We start from the raw sequence: 18,766 nt of genomic DNA on the forward strand, positions 1-18,766 counted from the left end.
CTATCCACAACCTCAAAGCAGTGCTTTGAGCAACCTGCGGCTAGCTTCCTAGTTGGCTCTTTGATTTTCATTGAGTATTAAAATAGGTCATTTTCTTCTGGGAGGAGGATAGTCTCTCTACCGTCCATATCTAAAACCAGTACTTTCGGGGGCTACAGAGGGTCGAAAGGATGGTTAAAGTCAAAATCAATGGCTGTAGGGAGGTGTTGGCTTGAAAAGTGGAAGGTAATTTTTCCATGGTTATTAAGCAATTGAAACTCAAGTTCTTCTTCCAATTCAAAGACATTTTTTAAGAAATGGTCGATGATATACCAAAAAGAGTCAATAACGTCATCAGGCAAACTGGTAACAATGCCAAAACTAGCAGACCGCATGTGGGTATTGGTAAAAGCCATATCTCTGCCCCCTTTCTTTTCCCTTATCATACAGCAAATAGGATTAAAAATCAAGAAAAGGTGATTTTTTCTTCATAAACATAGCTTTCTATGAAATTTTTTCAAACAATCTTCAAAAAATACTTGAAAGTGTTTACAAATAGTGATAAAATGGAATAAGTAGAATCATGAAAACGAAATTTTCATACCGTCTCTTTTTTTGGAGTCTCGTGAGGTATGATATAGAAAGGAAATGGAATGAATACAGATGATACAGTAACGATTTATGATGTCGCCCGTGAAGCTGGAGTTTCCATGGCGACGGTCAGCCGTGTGGTCAATGGCAATAAAAATGTAAAAGAGAATACCCGTAAAAAAGTGCTAGAGGTAATTGATCGTTTGGATTATCGTCCAAATGCAGTTGCGCGTGGTCTTGCAAGTAAAAAGACAACCACTGTCGGTGTCGTGATTCCAAATATTACCAATGGTTATTTTTCGAGTTTGGCCAAGGGGATTGATGATATTGCAGAAATGTACAAGTACAATATTGTCCTAGCTAATAGCGATGAAGATAACGAGAAAGAAGTTTCTGTTGTCAATACCCTCTTTTCAAAGCAGGTAGATGGCATTATCTTTATGGGTTATCACTTGACAGATAAAATTCGCTCAGAATTTTCGCGTTCACGTACTCCGATTGTTCTAGCAGGAACTGTCGATGTTGAGCACCAGTTGCCAAGTGTCAATATTGACTATAAGCAAGCAACGATTGATGCAGTGAGTTACCTTGCTAAAGAAAATGAGCGTATTGCTTTCGTTAGCGGTCCGCTAGTGGATGACATTAATGGTAAGGTTCGTTTAGTTGGCTACAAGGAAGCCTTGAAAAAAGCAGGAATCGCTTATAGTGAGGGTTTGGTATTTGAATCTAAATATAGCTATGATGATGGTTACGCCTTAGCAGAGCGTTTGATTTCATCAAATGCAACTGCAGCAGTTGTGACAGGTGATGAGTTGGCAGCAGGAGTCTTGAACGGTTTGGCTGATAAGGGTGTTTCTGTGCCAGAAGATTTTGAAATCATTACTAGTGATGATTCACAAATCTCACGCTTTACCCGTCCAAACTTGACAACGATTGCCCAACCTCTTTATGACCTTGGTGCCATTAGTATGCGTATGTTGACCAAGATTATGCACAAGGAAGAGTTGGAAGAACGTGAAGTTCTCTTACCTCATGGATTGACAGAACGTCGTTCAACACGAAAACGTAAATAGAAAAAATCAGGGAATCGTGAAGATTTCCTGATTTTGCTTTTTAGAGAAGGAGTTATACTCAATGAAAATCAAAGAGCAAACTAGGAAGCTAGCCGCAGGTTGCCCAAAGCACTGTTTTGAGGTTGCAGATGGAAGCTGACGCGGTTTGAAGAGATTTTCGAAGAGTATTAGCCTTCCATATAGTCTTTCAAAGCTTGCCCTGTTAGTCCGGCATTGAGGGCAATGAGGAGTTTCAAGCGGGCTTTTTGGGCATTGAGTTCTTTAACAAAGAAGACACCTGCCTTTTGCAACTGTACGCCCCCACCTTGGTAGGCATAAACAGGCTCAGCAATACCGTTAAAGCATCGTGAAACAAGGGCGACTGGGATTCCTTTTTGCAGAAGGCTTTCTAACTTTTCAGCCGTTTCTTTGGGAATATTACCAGCTCCGAAGGCTTGGATAATCAAACCGTCCAATTGTTCCAAATCAAGCATATCAATCAACTCATCTGTCATACCAGCATAAGCAGAGATGATAGGGACTAAGCCTTGTATGTGATTAAGGTCAAAGCGAACACGAGGTTCAGCTGTTTTAAAGTAGAGGATTTCCTGTTTCATAATCAGACCAAGTGGACCGTGTGTTGGAGTCTGGAAGGTGCTGACGTTGGTTGTATGCGTTTTGGTAACATACTTAGCAGCGTGGATTTCATCGTTCATAACGACCAAAACTCCTTTGTCAGCAGCCCTGTCATCGCTAGCCACTCGTAAAGCACTCAGATAATTATAAACACCATCACTACCGAGTTCGTTGGAGCTGCGCATGGCCCCTGTTAGAACGATAGGCATGTGGGGAACTTCCATGGTGTCAAGGAAATAGGCTGTTTCCTCTAAAGTATCGGTCCCGTGTGTAATCACCACTCCATCGTAGTTAGCAGCTTCCTCTTTAATTTTTTGGTAGAGGGCTAGCATATGCTTGGGTTTGATATGGGGGCTTGGCAGGTTAAAAAAGTCCAAGGCGTGGACTTGGATTCCTTCGAGGGGATTGGACACATGGTTCATGGGATTATCTGAACTCGTCACAACAGCGCCAGAAGCATCGGCCTGCATGGAAATAGTCCCACCCGTATGTAAAACAAGGATTTTCTTAGGCATGATTTACTCACTCTTTCTGAAATGTGGTATAATCATTGTATCACAAAAGGGGAGATTGGGATAGGATGGAAGTCAAAGCGGTTTTTTTTGATATCGATGGAACCTTGGTCAACGATCGCAAGAGTGTTTTGAAATCCACTAAGGACGCGATTAAGATTGTCAAAGAACAAGGAGTACTAGTTGGTGTAGCAACGGGTCGAGGACCTTTTTTTGTTAAGGAATTGATGGACGATTTGGATCTGGATTTTGCGGTAACCTACAATGGCCAGTATATCTTTAATAAAGAAAGAGTCTTGTTCACGAGCCCAATTTCCAAGTTACATTTGCGTCATCTAATTACTTATGCTAAAAAAGAGGGCAAGGAGATTGCCCTAGGGACCAAGGATGCCATGTTGGGTTCTAAAATCATGTCCTTTGGTCTGGGTTCTTTTTCTCAACGAATCAGTCGCTTCGTTCCCTCTGTTTTAACTCGGACGGTAAGTCATTCCTTTAATCGTATGGTCAGCAAGGTTGTTACCCAAAAGGAAGAAGACTTACTTCATCTGATGAATCAGCCTATCTACCAAGTTTTGATGCTGATGACGCCAGAAGAGTCTGAGAAGGCGGCAGCTGATTTTGAAGACTTGAAATTGACACGTAGCAATCCTTTTGCAGCGGATGTTATCAATCAAGGAAACTCTAAATTGGAAGGCATTAGACGAGTTGGGAAAGAATATGGTTTTGATCTTAACCAAGTCATGGCCTTTGGTGACTCAGATAACGACCTAGAAATGCTGGCGGGTGTCGGTATGTCGGTCGCTATGGGAAATGGTAGTAGCAGTGTCAAGGAAGTTGCCAAGCACATTACCACTAGCAATCAACAAGACGGAATCCACAAGGCCTTGGAACATTTTGGTGTTCTGGCCTCAGAAAAAGTCTTTGTCAGCCGTGACTATCATTTCAATAAGGTCAAGACCTTCCATCACATGATGGATGAACGGACCCAAGAAGAACCTCGAGCTTGGGATTTAGAAGGTGCAACCCATAGGGCTGGCTTTAAAATAGAAGAATTGGTGGAGTTTGTTCGAGCTGCTAGTCCTTCTGAAGAGGATTTTGGTCAAGCTGTATCGCAACTTCATCAAGCTCTTGATAAGGCAGCAGATAAAGTAGCCAAGAAGACACCTGCTCAGCAAGATTTGATAGGGCAAGTGGATGCCTTGATTGACACACTTTACTTCACCTACGGTAGTTTTGTCTTGATGGGGGTGGACCCAGAACGTATTTTTGACATTGTCCATCAGGCTAATATGGGGAAAATTTTTCCAGATGGCAAGGCTCATTTTGATCCAGTGACCCACAAAATCTTAAAACCAGATGATTGGGAAGAAAAATATGCCCCAGAACCTGCTATTAAAAAGGAACTGCAGCGTCAGCTCAAGGCTTACGAACGCCATAAAGAGAGAAATAATACTCAATGAAAATCAAAGAGCAAACTAGGAAACTAGCCGCAGGCTGCTCAAAACACTGCTTTGAGGTTGTAGATAAGACTGACGAAGTCAGCTCAAAACATGTTTTTGAGGTTGCAGATGGAAGTTGACGTGGTTTGAAGAGATTTTCGAAGAGTATAAATAGTAAACAAAAAGGAGCTAGGGGCTCCTTTTCTTCGTGATTACAAAGTTTTTTCTTGTTCTCTCACAACCAGCAAATCGACCTTAGCATGGCGGAGAATGTATTCAGATGAAGAACCGACCAAGAGGCGTTCAAAGGCGTTGAGACCAGTTGCGCCAACGAGGATGAGGTCCACTTCTTCAGCATCGGGAATAGTACGTGCCAGTAGGGTCTTTGGATTTCCCATTTCAATGACGATATGAACATCTGCCACACCAGCATCTTTAGCACGCTTTTCGTACTCTTTCATCAGACTTTCAGCGTCGACTTGGAGTTGTTCGTAAACTTCAGCATCAAAGGTGGATACGCTTTGGAGAGCGCGTGTGTCAATGACATGGGCGATGGTGAGTTTAGCGTTGTTTCGTAGAGCAGAATGAACTCCCTTGATAAAAGCCAAGTCCGCTTCCTTAGAACCATCGATTGCGACCATAATATTTTGGTAACGTTGTGCCATAATGAAACCTCCTGAAATTTTCTTACTATTATTGTAAACCTTTTCACTATAGAAGTAAAGCAAAAAAAGTATTTTTCAAAAGAATGTTAGTGCTTAAAATCTATATAATATATGATAAAATAAAAGAAAGGATAGCAGGAAACAAGTGAAGGGAGGGAGAATGATGAAAAACTCTTTTCAAAAATCAAATTTCCTTTATTATGGAATTATCCTAGTTTCAGTCTTGGTAGAAGTGATTATGATCTGGCAATTAGAGAGTCTGGTACCGTTTCTTTATCCAGGGTTTATCGGATTTTTAGTCTTTCATGTACTCTACCATCTAATTTTATTCCTGGTTGCAAAACGAAGTGGGCGTTGGGATTACTTGACGATATGGGGGCTTTTCCTCATGTTCAATCTTCTTTATGACTCCTTTTTAGGCTTGCTTTTTCTAGGTTTATCTTTTGGTATGTGATCTGTCTTTGGCAAAATTCCTGCTATTTCCCCTGTCTTGACCTCGCTTTTAGTGAGGTTTTTCTTCTGTAGGATTTTAGTAACACATTTCAGTAAACTTGTCGCATTGTCTTTCTAGTGGTATAATGTTACTATCTCGATGAATTGAGGAAACAAGATGAAAGAATATAACAAGTCTAGTAAGTTAGAGCATGTTGCTTATGATATCCGTGGTCCTGTTTTGGAAGAAGCCATGCGGATGCGAGCAAACGGAGAAAAGATTTTACGTCTGAATACAGGAAATCCAGCAGAATTTGGCTTTACAGCGCCAGACGAGGTCATTCATGACTTGATTATGAATGCGCGTGATAGTGAAGGGTATTCTGACTCAAAAGGGATTTTCTCAGCCCGTAAGGCCATCATGCAGTATTGCCAATTGAAGAAATTCCCAAATGTAGATATTGATGATATTTACCTTGGAAATGGTGTCAGTGAGCTGATTGTCATGTCCATGCAGGGGCTTTTGGACAATGGGGATGAGGTCTTAGTGCCAATGCCAGACTATCCTCTATGGACGGCCGCTGTCAGTCTAGCTGGAGGAAATGCTGTTCACTATATCTGTGATGAAGCTGCAGAATGGTACCCAGATATTGACGATATCAAGTCAAAAATCACTTCCAACACCAAGGCAATCGTCCTTATCAATCCAAACAACCCAACTGGAGCCCTTTATCCTAAGGAACTCTTGTTGGAGATTATTGAGACTGCCCGTCAAAACGATTTGATTATCTTTGCGGATGAAATCTATGACCGTATGGTCATGGATGGACATGTGCATACGCCTGTGGCGAGCTTGGCACCAGATGTCTTCTGTGTTAGCATGAATGGTCTGTCAAAATCCCATCGTATCGCTGGTTTCCGTGTGGGTTGGATGGTCTTGTCTGGTCCTAAGACTCATGTCAAGGGCTATATCGAAGGGCTCAATATGCTGTCCAATATGCGTCTTTGCTCTAACGTTTTGGCCCAGCAAGTCGTACAAACTTCCTTGGGTGGCCACCAATCAGTCGATGAATTGCTTCTTCCTGGTGGACGAATTTACGAGCAAAGAAATTTCATTTATAATGCCATTAAAGAGATTCCAGGTCTCTCTGCTGTTAAACCCAAGGCTGGACTCTATATCTTCCCTAAAATCGACCGCAATATGTACCGTATCGATGATGATGAGCAGTTTGTCCTTGATTTCTTGAAGCAGGAAAAGGTTCTATTGGTTCATGGTCGCGGCTTTAACTGGAAGGAACCAGACCACTTCCGTATCGTTTACCTTCCTCGTGTTGATGAGTTAGCCCAAATCCAAGAAAAGATGACTCGTTTCTTGAAACAGTATCGTAGATAGGGCTTACATTCGAAAAAGCGCCAAAAAGCAGTAAACATTTGCCTTGAGCTATTGACAAAAGTAAAAGAATCAGATAGAATAGTAAAGTATGTTTAGTAACTGATCACTTTATAGCCGGCTAAACGAATACAAAATCTATGAGGAGGTATTCATCGTGAAACGTACTTATCAACCAAGTAAACTTCGTCGTGCGCGCAAACACGGATTCCGTAACCGTATGTCAACTAAAAACGGTCGTCGCGTATTGGCAGCTCGTCGTCGTAAAGGACGCAAAGTTTTGGCTGCATAATCCAAACGAACCATAACAAAAATCAGTAGGAACTCGAGTCTACTGATTTTTATTTTTGTAAAAAAGTTCAAAAAGGCTTTATATTTTTGCTCAAATGGTGTATAATATTTCACATACTGTAAAAAATGGAGAATAATCATGAAGAAATCAAAAGTTATGCTTTTTGGAGCTATGGCTTTGACAGCAGGTCTAGCTCTAGCGGCATGTGGGTCTTCCCAATCAAGTAATGCTGAGAAAACCTACTCTTATGTATTTACTAGTAATCCTGATACCTTGGACTACATTACTTCAACACGTGGTTCAACTTCTAGTATTACGACTAACTTGATTGATGGCTTGTTAGAAAATGATAAGTATGGTAATCTCATTCCGTCTATGGCTGAGTCATGGACGGTGTCAAAAGATGGTTTGACCTACACTTATAAAATCCGTCAGGGGGCGAAATGGTACACTTCAGAGGGCGAAGAGTATGCGGATGTAACAGCTCATGACTTTGTGACTGGTCTTAAGTATGCGGCTGATAAAAAGGCTGAAAACTTGTACTTGGTACAAGACTCTATCAAGGGTCTAGCAGACTATGTTGAAGGGAAATCATCTGATTTTGGAACTGTTGGTGTAAAGGCAGTGGATGATTACACTCTCCAATATACCCTCAACCAACCTGAAACTTATTGGAACTCTAAAACAACAGCAAGTATTCTTAGTCCTGTAAATGAAGCTTTTTTGAAATCTAAGGGAGATGACTTTGGAAGTGTAACACCATCCAGTATCTTGTCAAATGGTCCTTACTTGTTTAAATCTTTCTCATCAAAATCTTTGATTGAATTTGATAAAAACCCTAATTACTGGGATAAGGACAATGTAAAAATTGAGAAAGTGAAGCTCTCTTTCTTTGACGGTTCTGATCAAGATAGTTTAGCGAGAGGATTTTTGGAAGGGAACTACTCGGACGGTCGTATCTTCCCGACAAGTTCAGTGTTTAATCAGTTGAAAAAAGGGAATGAGGACAAAATCACCTACACACCACAAAACTCAATTACCTTCTATTATCTTTTTAACGTTAATCGTCAAAGCTACAAGCAGACCATGAAACAGTCTGATAAAGAAAAGACAGATTCACTTGCAGCCATGCAAAATAAGAATTTCCGTCAGGCTGTCAACTTTGCCTTTGACCGTCATGCTTATGCAGCGCAGACAAATGGTGAAGATGGAGCAGACCGTATCTTGCGTAACACGCTTATCCCAAGTGATTTTGTCCAAATCGGTGGTAAAAACTTTGGAGATGTTGTCAATGAAAAGATTATTAACTATGGTACAGAGTGGTCGAATATCAATTTGAATGATGCACAACCTGCCTTTTTGAATGCTGAAAAAGCCAAGGCAGCATTGGCTAAAGCTAAAGAAACCTTGCAAGCAGAAGGCGTGACCTTCCCAATTCATTTGGATATGCCGGTTGACCAGACGGCCAAGTTAGATGTGCAACAAGCAAGTTCCTTTAAGCAGACAGTGGAAGAAACCCTTGGGGCGGACAACGTTGTGATTGACGTGATTCAACTTTCTCCAGACGAGAAGGATCAAGCTACATTCTTTGCAGATACAGCTGAACAAAAGGACTATGACATTGATATTTCAGGTTGGAGCGGAGATTACTCAGATCCGAAAACTTATCTTGATCTCTTGGATCCAGAGTCAGGTTCACAGCTTAACAATATTGGTTTGACTGCTGGAAAAGATAATGAAGTAAAAGAAAAAATTGGACTTTCTGCTTATAAGAAGTTACTAGATGAAGCAGATAGCGAAGTTGCAAATACTCAGGCTCGTTATGAAAAATTTGCTGAAGTCCAAGCTTGGTTGACTGACAGCGCCCTCTTCCTACCAGTTCAAAGTGGTGGCGCTAATCCAATCTTCCGTAAGACTGTACCGTTTACAGGAGCCTTCTCTTTCGTTGGTCATAAGGGAGATGCTGATAACTACAAATATGTTGAACTGCAAAAAGAGCCGGTAACTGCGAAACAGTACCAGGAACTCTATGACAAATGGCTAAAAGAAAAAGCCGAGTCAAATAAAAAAGCTCAGGAAGATTTAGCTAGCCACATTCAATAATATTCCTAGTCATGCTTTTTAGTTAATACTCTTCGAAAATCAAATTCAAACCACGTCAGCGTTGCCTTACCGTATATATGTTNNTATCTGCAACCTCAAAACAATGTTTTGAGCAACCTGCGGCTAGCTTCCTAGTTTGCTCTTTGATTTTCATTGAGTATAAGCCTAGTGACTATATTCAGAGAAAAACCTTACCAGACAATTTTGGTTCTGGTAGGTTTTTTTCTTTATTTTTGGTTTTTGATGAAGTAAGTGGAGGTGGATAGGGATACAGATACCTAGAATGACTTATTTTATGTTTTTGAATGAGAATCGATTAAAATTTATAAATCTGTATAAATGTTTAGTGAGTAAATGATAGCAAATAGGGTAAATTTCTATATATTTTAATTAAAGTAAAAATTAGGCTAAAAGTGGACGGGGGGGGGATTTTATGCTATAATGTACGTATATTCTTATCATCTAAAGTAGATATATTATAATAAAATTTTATTATAGTGCATTAGCTTTTTGAATAAGAAGAAATAAAAATAAAAAATGGAGATCAAAGAATGAAGTATAAGAGAACGCAGAAACGCTCCAAGCAAATGTGGCAGCGTGTGGAAAAATTTTCGATTAGAAAGTTTAGCTTTGGAGCAGCGTCGTGTTTGATAGGGGCATCTTTAGTTGGGGTAGCTATAAATCCGAACATTGTAGATGCGGCATTTAAACAATTAAATGGCGAAGACGGTATTGTATCGTTATATTCTAATTCTGGAGAAACTCCCGAAAGTGCAGACGGTATTGAAATCGGATCAAAAGTAAATGTAGACAAAGAAATTGGAATCGATGTAGACTGGTCACAATACACTCGAGAAAATCCATTTGTTAAAGTAACTTATACCTATAATGGTGGAGCTGATGGAGAGCGTATTGCTGGATATGGTGGACACCGTGCTCGTTTTTGGTTCACGACGCCAATAGGATTAAAAGAGCCTAAAGAAATTACTTTAAAGAAAAATGACGGAAACCCAGTGTATGTAATGAAAACATGGGAAGGTAGCCAGAAATTTACTTCGCTATCTAATTCGGTTAACTCACGATTCCAAACAAAGGATGATATTAATAGGGCTTATCGAGACTTAGATTTTCGTGGGGATGATACTAAGTGGGAATCATATAATGATACTACAGGAGAAAATCATAGAGAGTATAGCGGAAGTTTTGCGAATAAGTTTTGGTATCATATTGGGGAAAGAATCTCAGATGATCCATATGAACAAGCTATTTATGAGAGCTTCCGTACAAACACAAAAACGATGTATGTCGATTGGGAACGTGCAGGTATTGATAGAGCAACGATAACAGCTGTATATGAAGTTGCAGATCCAACCCTTGGTAATAATCGTAGCACTTTAGAATTTGGAGCAGGTTTTAGGGTTGGTATCGCTCGAATGATGCAACATTATAAAACAGTGTTAGCGCCAGTTCCAACTTTATATAAATTAAATGAAATTTTTGAGCCATCTGTTCCAACACGTGTCGCAGTAAAAGATACCAATAAACTCACCGAAGAGGAAAAAAAGAATGTTAGGGAAAGACTTTGGGAGGCAAATAAAGAGACTGTAACTTCGGTAGCAAGAACAGGGAAAAATAAATTAATAGAGAACCTTAAGAGTGAAGAAAAAACAGAATCTATTCTTATAGGTGATGATGGAACAGCGACAATTATTTATTCTGATAATACTAGAGATGTTATTCCAGGAACATCGCTTGTTTATAAAGTAACGGAAACGAATACGCATAGACAAGGTGGTGGATATGAGTATGATATTGCTCCAGTAGCTGTGAAAAATATGAATCAAATAACTGAAGAAGAAAAGAAAGCAGCTATCAAATCATTTTTAAAAGCAAATGGAATCGGAATAGAAAATTTACAATATCATAGTGGTAAAAGTGATCTGGACTATGGAAATTCGTTCACGGATGAACATGGGAATAAGTGGTTTGCCTATGAAGATAATATAGCAAATGCAAAGAATATAGGTACATATATTGGAACTAAAGAAAATAGTTCAACAGTCATGTTATCAAGAGATGCTGGTAATTCAGGTTTATATACTATCCCAACTTCAGATCTTTATTATAAAGAAGGAACTAGTGCTCTAGATTTAGCTAAAAAGGATGCTGAAGCGGCAATTGATAATTTATCTTACTTATCTCCAAAGGAAAAACAAGCATTTAAAGAAAAATTAAAAGATAAGACTACTCAAGAAAGTGTCAATGCTGTTGTAGAAGAAGCTGTTGCTAAAAATAGTGAAAATGAGAAAGCATTAGAAGCTAAAAAACGTGAAGTGAAGGAAAAAATTAATAACAATCCTTACTTAACAACAGCAGAGAAAAAAGAACTAGTAGATCAAGTATCGGCAGTAGTAATGACAGACCCAACTGAAGGGACTGCTACTCCTATTGAACATACAAAAGGTCTTGTCGATAAAATTTTAGACAAAGCATTAGAAAAAACAAAAGAAAAAGCTAAAGCAATCATTGATGAAATCGATAAAAAAGATGGTAAAGCGGGATATTTAACTGATCCAACAGCTGATGCATATAAAGAAAGAATTAAGAAAGCACCTTCACAAGCTGAAATCACTAAGATTATTGGAGAAGCTCAATCTCAAGTCTCTAAAAAAGCTCATGATGCTGAAAAAGCTAAAACAGATGCTTTAAAAGAAGAGTATAAGAAAAAAATTGATCAGATTCCTGGTTTGACAGATGATGATAGAAATCTATATAAAAAGGAGATTGATCACGCAACTACAAGAGACCAATTAGAAGATATTGTGAAGGATGCGGAAGTAAAAGCGTATCGTGATACAGCAAAAGCAAAAATCGATGCACTTGAACACTTAAATGCTGCACAAAAAGCAGAATTGAAAACACAAGTTGATGCTGCGGGAAGTAAAGCTGAAGTAGATAATATTGTATCAATTGCTCAAGGTTTAGATTCTAAGATGGATTCTCTACAAAAATTAGTAGCAGAAGCTGAAAAAGTAAAAGCCTCTGATAAATATACTAATCCTAGTGTTCCTCAAGATAAGAAAACTGCATTTGATAACGCAAAAGACGCCGCTTCAAAAGTAGCTGACAAAACAACAGATAAACCAGAAAATGCGGCGGGCACATCAGAAGTAGCTACTCTAATTGACAATTTAGCAAAAGCAATTAAAGGGTTAACAGGAGAAGATGTAGCTGTCCCTGTATCGAAAGATGCTTTGAAAGCAGAACTTGACTTGAACACAGATGATGCGGTTAAAAAATCACCAGCTTATGCTAAAGAGGCAGATGTCGCTAAGAAAAAAGCTTACGATGATGCTTTAGCAAATGCTCAAAAAGTGTATGATAAGCAAGATGCAACACAAACAGACGTAGATAATGCACTAGAAACACTAAAACAAGCACGTTTAGCTTTGTCAGGTAAAGCAGAAGACTTCACTTTAGCAGTGAAAGATGGAGCAGCAAAAATATCTGTTGTACCTAAAGTAGGAGAAAGCTTAACAGAACAAGCCGATAAAGATGCAGTAAAAGCTAAAGTAACAGCAAACGGTAACGATTTAGATGATACTTATTCTGTAGAATATGGAGCTATTGCAGAAAAAGGCGATAAGAAAGTAGTACCAGTAACAGTCACTCACGATGGTATTACAAGAACAGTTGACGTACCAGTAGAAGGAACTGATGCTGCGAAATCTCCACTAAATGATCCAGAAAAAGTAAAAGTTAATAATGTTGCTAATTTATCAGAAGATGAAAAAGCAGCCGTTAAAGCAGCCGTTAAGAAAGCAAACACAAACTTAACTGATAATCAAATTTCAGTAGACAATACAGGGAAAGTAACTGTAACATACTCTGACAAATCACAAAATGAACTGCCTGCATCTAAGACTGTAGAAGCGAAAACTGAAGCAGAAAAAGCATTAGACAAAGCTAAAGAAAAAGCGAAAGCAGACTTAACAGAAGCAGCTAACAAAGAAAAAGCAGAGATTGAAGCAGATAAAAACTTAACAGATCAACAAAAAGCAGACAAGAAAGCAGAAGTAGATAAAGTTAAGAAAGAACAAGAAGCAAATATCGATAAAGCACAAACAACTGACGAAGTAGCGAAAGCAACAGAAGACGGTAAGAAAGCAATCGATGCAGTGCACAAAACAGAGTTAGACAAAGCAAAAGAGAAAGCGAAAGCAGACTTAACAGAAGCAGCTAACAAAGAAAAAGCAGAAATTGAAGCAGATAAAGGCTTAACAGATCAACAAAAAGCAGACAAGAAAGCGGAAGTTGATAAGGTTAAGAAAGCTCAAGAAGAAAACATCGATAAAACTGGAACAACTGACGAAGTAGCGAAAGCAACAGAAGATGGTAAGAAAGCAATCGATGCAGTACACCAAACAGATGCGGATAAATCAACTCCAACAGTTACAGCAGGAGAAGTACCAGTAAGTGTCGATCCGGCTACAGATAAAAAAGTAGCGGAAGCAGATAAAAAAGCAATTACAGAAGCTGTAGTAGTACCAGAAGGACAACCACAACCGACAGACAAACAAGTCAAAGATGACGGAAAAATTGTGAATGGAACAGGTGCAAATGAAGGTAAGAAAGTAGTTGTAGTAGAAGTTACTTATGGTGACGGATCAAAAGATGAAATCGAAGTACCTGTAAGAAAAGCAACTGATCAGGAAAAAGCGAAAGCTGACCTAACAAAAGCTGCAGATGCTGAAAAAGCTGAAATTGATGAAGACAATGCATTATCTAAAAAAGAAAAAGAAGCATTGAAGAAACAAGTTGATGAACTGAAAGCAAAACACGAAGAAAACATCAATAATGCAACTTCACCAGAAGCTATAGCGTCAGCCACAGAAAAAGGTAGACAAGAAATTGCTGCTGTTCATACTCCACAAGATATTACAGAAACAGCTAAGAGAAAGTTAACTCCACCAAAAGAAAAGGTTAAGGTTACAGATGTCAATCATTTAACAGATGAAGAGAAAGAAGCTGTTAAAAAAGCGATTGTGGCGACTAACCCTCAACTAGAAGAATCTGAAGTCTATGTGAGTGATAAGGGAGATGTAGCTTCTCCTAAAGGTTACTTGGAAGCAGAAAAAGTTGTTGTTCAAGCATTAAACAAACCAGCGACACCAGTCGTAGTAGCTGATCCAAATCATTTAACAAATGATGAAAAGGAAAAAGTGAAAGAAGCTGTAGCCAACGCAAATCCTGGTCTAAACAAAGATGATATTACAGTCGATGACAAAGGTAATGTAACAACTAAGAATGGTGATAAATTACTTGCAAAAGATGTAGTAACTCCAGCCCTGAACAAACCAACAACACCAGTTGTAGTTGGAAATCCTAATGCTTTAACAGAAAAAGAAAAAGAGGACATTAAGGATGCTGTCGCAGCTGCAAATCCAGGTTTAAACAAAGGTGATGTTACAGTAGATAACCAAGGAAATGTTAAAACTCCAAAAGGAAATCTACCAAAAGAAGATGTTGTCACAACAGTCTTAAATAAACCAAATAAACTTGTTGAAGTAGAAAATCCAAATAGCCTAACAGTTAAAGAAAAAGAAGCCGTTAAGAAAGCTGTTGTAGAGGCAAATCCAGGTTTAACTGAAGATAAAGTCAAAGTTGACGATCAAGGAAATGTCACAACACCACAAGGTAACTTACCAGCAAAAGATGTAGTAACTTCTACCTTGAAGAAACCAACAACCCCAGTTGAAGTTGTCAACCCATCTAAACTGACAGAACCAGAGAAATCTAAGATTGTAGAAGAGATTATTAAAAATAATCCAGGTTTAACAGATAAAGATATTAAGGTTGATGATCAAGGCAATGTTGAAACACCAAAAGGCAACTTACCAGCAGAGGATGTAGTGACACCAGCCTTGAAAAAACCGACAAATCTTGTCCCTGTTAAAGATGTCCATAACTTAACAGATGCAGAAAAAGACGCTGTTAAGGATGCTGTTGTAACTGCAAATCCAGGCTTAAACAAGGACGATGTCAAGGTTGATGATCAAGGCAATGTTGAAACGCCAAGAGGTAATTTACTAGCAGGAGAAGTTGTAACACCAGCCTTGAAGAAACCTGTTACACCTGTAGAAGTTAAAGATCCTAAAAACTTAACAGAAGCAGAAAAAGACGCTGTTAAGGATGCTGTTGTAGCTGCAAATCCAGGCTTAAACAAGGATGATGTTAAGGTTGATGGTCAAGGTAATGTTGAAACACCACAAGGTAATTTACCAGCAAAAGATGTAGTAACACCAGCTTTGAAGAAACCTGTCACACCTGTAGGAGTTAAAGATTCGAATAACTTAACAGACAAAGAAAAAGAAGATGTTAAGAAAGCTATTGTTGAAGCAAATCCAGGCTTAAACAAGGACGATGTCAAGGTTGATGATCAAGGAAATGTTGAGACTCCAAACGGAAATCTACCGAAAAAAGATGTAGTAGTACAAACTGCTAAAGGGCAATCAACAAGTATCTTCAAACCAGAGTTAGACTTACAAACTGCTTTAGTATCCGGAAAAGTAACTGTAGAAAAAGGTAAAGGCTTAACTGACGAAGACATCCTAAAACAATTAGCACTAGCTGATGGACTAACAGCGAAAATCACTTTTAAACCAACTACAACAGAAGCGGGAATTAAAGAAGCAGAGGTGGAAGTAACCCTAGCGGATGGTAGCAAAGTAACTGTAAAAGTACCGGTTGAAGTAGTTGATTCTTTAGGCACAGCTGATAAAGATAATGATCTTGCTAAGGCGAAAGAAGCTGCTAAAAAACAAGTAGAAGAAGCTGCTAAGAAAAAACTTGAAGAAATCAAGAACAATAAAGACTTAACAGAAGATCAAAAACAAAAAGCTGAAAAAGAAATCAATAAAGCCAAAGAAGATGCTAATAAAGCTATTGACCAAGCATCATCAGCAGGAACAGCTAAACAAATTGCAGATCAAGCAAAAGAAAATATTGAAAAATATGATCCAAAAGCTGATGCAGAAGTTAAGAAACCAGATGTAACAAACCTTGATGAAGAAAAAGCGAAAGCAAAAGCTGAAATACTAGAAGAAGCTCAAAAACGCATTAACGAAATCAAGAACAATAAAGATTTATCAGACGAAGCGAAAGCCAAAGCTATCGAAGAAATCAATAAGGCCAAAGACAAAGCGATTGAAGACATCAACAAAGCTCAATCTAAAGATGAAATCAACGCGGCGAAAGAAGCTGGTATTCATAAGATAAATGAAGTTCAACCAGATGGCTCTATTGCATCTAAATTCGATCCGAAAGTTCCTGAAAACAAAGTGGAAGTGGAAAATCCAGCAAAACTTTCAGATGAAGAAAGAGAACAAGTTCGTCAAAACATCGAAGGAGCTAACACATTCCCAGATGGAACAACAGTAGAAGTAAAACCAGATGGAACAGCTGTTATCACATATAAAGATGGTTCAAGCGATACGATTTCTAAAGATAAATTAGTAGCGCCAGCTAACAAAGAGACAGGAACAATCGCGTCAAGAACCGAGCCAGTTATTCCAGGAAAAACACAAGTAGGAAACACTACTAAGTTAACACCAGGAGAACAAGCTGCGGTTAAAAAAGCGGTTGAGGAAGCGAACAACTTCCCAGCAGGAACTACAGTAGAAGTAAGACCTGATGGAACAGTAGTCATCACCTATCCAGATAAATCTGTAGATACAATAACAGGGGATAAACTTGTTGAAAAAGGAAGTAAACAAGAAACTCCAAAAGTTCAGACAGATGCAGAGAAGAACCCAGCGCAAGTTCCAGGAAACTTTGTACCTGTTGAAAATACTCACAACTTGACACAGGCGGAGCAAGATACTGTAGCAGCTAAGGTCAAAGAAGCAAATCCAGCGGCGACAGATGTTAAGGTATCTAAAGATGGAACAGCAACGCTAACATATGGAGATGGTTCAGTAAACACAATTCCAGGAACCAGTCTAGTAGTAGCCAAAGATACTGACAATGAAGCTGCAACACAAGCCACGCAAAATCCAGCAGTGGTGCCAGCAACTACAGAAGTCGGGAATGCTCATAGCTTAACACCTGAGGAACAAGCTGCAGTAGCTACGAAAGTGAAACAAGCAAATCCAACTGCTACAGATGTTAAGGTATCTAAAGACGGAACAGCGACATTGACATACTCAGATGGTTCAGTCAATACAATTCCAGGAACCAGTCTAGTAGTTCAAAAAGAGGAAACTTTAACACAAGAGCAACCAACAATCGCAGAGAAGACAAAAGTAATCATCCCAGCTAACCCTACAAAAGTAGCAGAAGCTACAAGATTAACAGATGCAGAAAAAGAAGCTGTTAAAAAAGCTGTAGTAGATGCAAATGGATTCGGAAGCGATGTTAAAGTTGAAGTAGCTGGAGATGGCACAGCGACAATCGTCTTTAAAGATGGTTCAGCTATTACAATTCCAGGAAATCAATTGGTAGCACAAGATCCAAAAGCACAAGATAGCACTAAACTGACTGCTGAAAAATCAACTGTTAAAGCGCCTGCTCAAAGAGTAGATGTAAAAGATATAACTCATTTAACAGATGAAGAAAAAGAAAAAGTTAAGGTTGCTATTTTACAAGCAAATGGTTCAGCATTAGACGGAGCGACAATCAATGTAGCTGGAGATGGTACAGCAACAATCACATTCCCAGATGGTTCAGTAGTGACGATTCTAGGGAAAGATACAGTTCAACAATCTGCGAAAGGTGAATCTGTAACTCAAGAAGCTACACCAGAGTATAAGCCAGAAACTACACCAGGTGGAGATAATGGAGGCAATACTGGAAGCTCAGATGCTAATGCGAATGCAGGCGGTGGTAGCCAGGCAGGCGGACAAGCTAATACAGGTTCACAAAACCCAGCTCAATCACAAGCTTCTAAGCAATTAGCTACTGAAAAAGAATCAGCTAAAAATGCCATTGAAAAAGCTGCCAAGGACAAGCAGGATGAAATCAAAGGCGCACCGCTTTCTGATAAAGAAAAAGCAGAACTTTTAGCAAGAGTGGAAGCAGAAAAACAAGCAGCTCTCAAAGAAATTGAAAATGCGGAAACTGTGGAAGATGTGAAGGAAGCAGAAACGATTGGAGTGCAAGCCATTGCCATGGTTACAGTTCCTAAGAGACCAGTGGCTCCTAATGCTGCTCCTCAGGCAACAAGTGCACCGCAAGCAACTGCAGGAACAATGCAAGATGTTACCTACCAGTCACCTGCTAGAAAACAATTACCTAACACAGGTTCAGCATCAAGTGCAGCACTTGCTAGTCTTGGTCTAGTGGCGGCAACCAGTGGTTTTGCTTTGCTAGGAAGAAAGGCTAGACGTAGAAAATAGAACAGCTAGAACATTCTATTCTCTACTTAAAGTTAGATTATAAGGGGAATTTGGAGAAGTCATCAATCCTAGTGATGGGTGAGAGAAGAGAGAACCCAAGATAATCATATACTTTAGCTGAATAGGAATATTCTATCAATGTAACCAGTCTCTTCTGTCTCTAACTGTGGAATAGAAGATGGGCAATATCGGATAGAAAAGCTAGCAGAATAGCTCTATTAAAGAGAGGAGGGAAACCGAAAAATTGGGTGCCCCTCCTCTTTTGGCTCTTTGTCAACTG

General features: G+C 39.2%; 10 protein-coding genes and 2 pseudogenes. 9 read left to right on the plus strand and 3 right to left on the minus strand.

What is annotated here, in order from left to right:
* Positions 1-77 precede the first annotated feature (77 nt).
* Positions 78-395, minus strand: a pseudogene (locus HT722_RS05925) (DUF960 domain-containing protein).
* A gap of 237 nt (positions 396-632) precedes the next feature.
* On the opposite strand from HT722_RS05925, the gene ccpA reads away from it, so the two are divergent.
* Positions 633-1,643 (plus strand): catabolite control protein A, encoded by a 1,011-nt coding sequence (gene ccpA, locus HT722_RS05930; RefSeq protein WP_166736875.1) that lies wholly within the window; start codon positions 633-635, stop codon positions 1,641-1,643.
* A gap of 167 nt (positions 1,644-1,810) precedes the next feature.
* Here ccpA and HT722_RS05935 read toward each other — a convergent pair whose 3' ends face one another.
* Entirely contained in the window at positions 1,811-2,773 is a 963-nt protein-coding gene (locus HT722_RS05935; RefSeq protein WP_173278077.1) for an asparaginase, read from the minus strand.
* 65 nt (positions 2,774-2,838) lie between these two features.
* Here HT722_RS05935 and HT722_RS05940 point away from each other — a divergent pair, with 65 nt between their 5' ends.
* Positions 2,839-4,230 (plus strand): Cof-type HAD-IIB family hydrolase, encoded by a 1,392-nt coding sequence (locus tag HT722_RS05940; RefSeq protein ID WP_173278079.1) that lies wholly within the window; start codon positions 2,839-2,841, stop codon positions 4,228-4,230.
* Entirely contained in the window at positions 4,227-4,349 is a 123-nt protein-coding gene (locus HT722_RS10665; protein ID WP_031222600.1) for a hypothetical protein, read from the plus strand. Before HT722_RS05940 ends, HT722_RS10665 begins: the two co-directional genes overlap by 4 nt.
* A gap of 72 nt (positions 4,350-4,421) precedes the next feature.
* On the opposite strand, the gene HT722_RS05945 is transcribed toward HT722_RS10665, so the two are convergent.
* Positions 4,422-4,874, minus strand: coding sequence for a universal stress protein (locus HT722_RS05945; protein ID WP_173226007.1), 453 nt, complete (start codon positions 4,872-4,874; stop codon positions 4,422-4,424).
* Between the two features lie 160 nt (positions 4,875-5,034).
* Between HT722_RS05945 and HT722_RS05950 the strand changes: the two genes are divergently transcribed.
* The 6 genes and pseudogenes from HT722_RS05950 (at position 5,035) to HT722_RS10725 (ending at position 18,486) form a co-directional block, all read left to right on the plus strand.
* A complete protein-coding gene (locus HT722_RS05950) occupies positions 5,035-5,328 on the plus strand; it encodes a hypothetical protein (RefSeq protein ID WP_173226009.1) in 294 nt (97 codons plus the stop codon).
* Between the two features lie 156 nt (positions 5,329-5,484).
* Positions 5,485-6,699 carry a pyridoxal phosphate-dependent aminotransferase gene (locus HT722_RS05955; protein WP_173226011.1) on the plus strand — a complete coding sequence of 405 codons (1,215 nt, stop codon included), beginning with the start codon at positions 5,485-5,487 and terminating at the stop codon, positions 6,697-6,699.
* A gap of 154 nt (positions 6,700-6,853) precedes the next feature.
* Complete coding sequence (rpmH, locus tag HT722_RS05960; protein WP_000831905.1) at positions 6,854-6,988, plus strand: 50S ribosomal protein L34; 135 nt, start codon at positions 6,854-6,856, stop codon at positions 6,986-6,988.
* A 138-nt stretch (positions 6,989-7,126) separates the two neighbouring features.
* Positions 7,127-9,091: a peptide ABC transporter substrate-binding protein gene (locus HT722_RS05965; RefSeq protein WP_173278081.1), complete on the plus strand. Its 1,965-nt coding sequence runs from the start codon at positions 7,127-7,129 to the stop codon at positions 9,089-9,091.
* A 587-nt stretch (positions 9,092-9,678) separates the two neighbouring features.
* Positions 9,679-17,334, plus strand: a pseudogene (locus HT722_RS05970) (DUF1542 domain-containing protein); the annotation flags it as partial.
* A 66-nt stretch (positions 17,335-17,400) separates the two neighbouring features.
* Complete coding sequence (locus tag HT722_RS10725; protein ID WP_345789580.1) at positions 17,401-18,486, plus strand: DUF1542 domain-containing protein; 1,086 nt, start codon at positions 17,401-17,403, stop codon at positions 18,484-18,486.
* The last annotated feature ends 280 nt before the right edge of the window (positions 18,487-18,766 follow it).

Origin of the sequence: Streptococcus sp. 53, assembly GCF_013276565.1 — a bacterium.
Lineage (GTDB): Bacteria > Bacillota > Bacilli > Lactobacillales > Streptococcaceae > Streptococcus.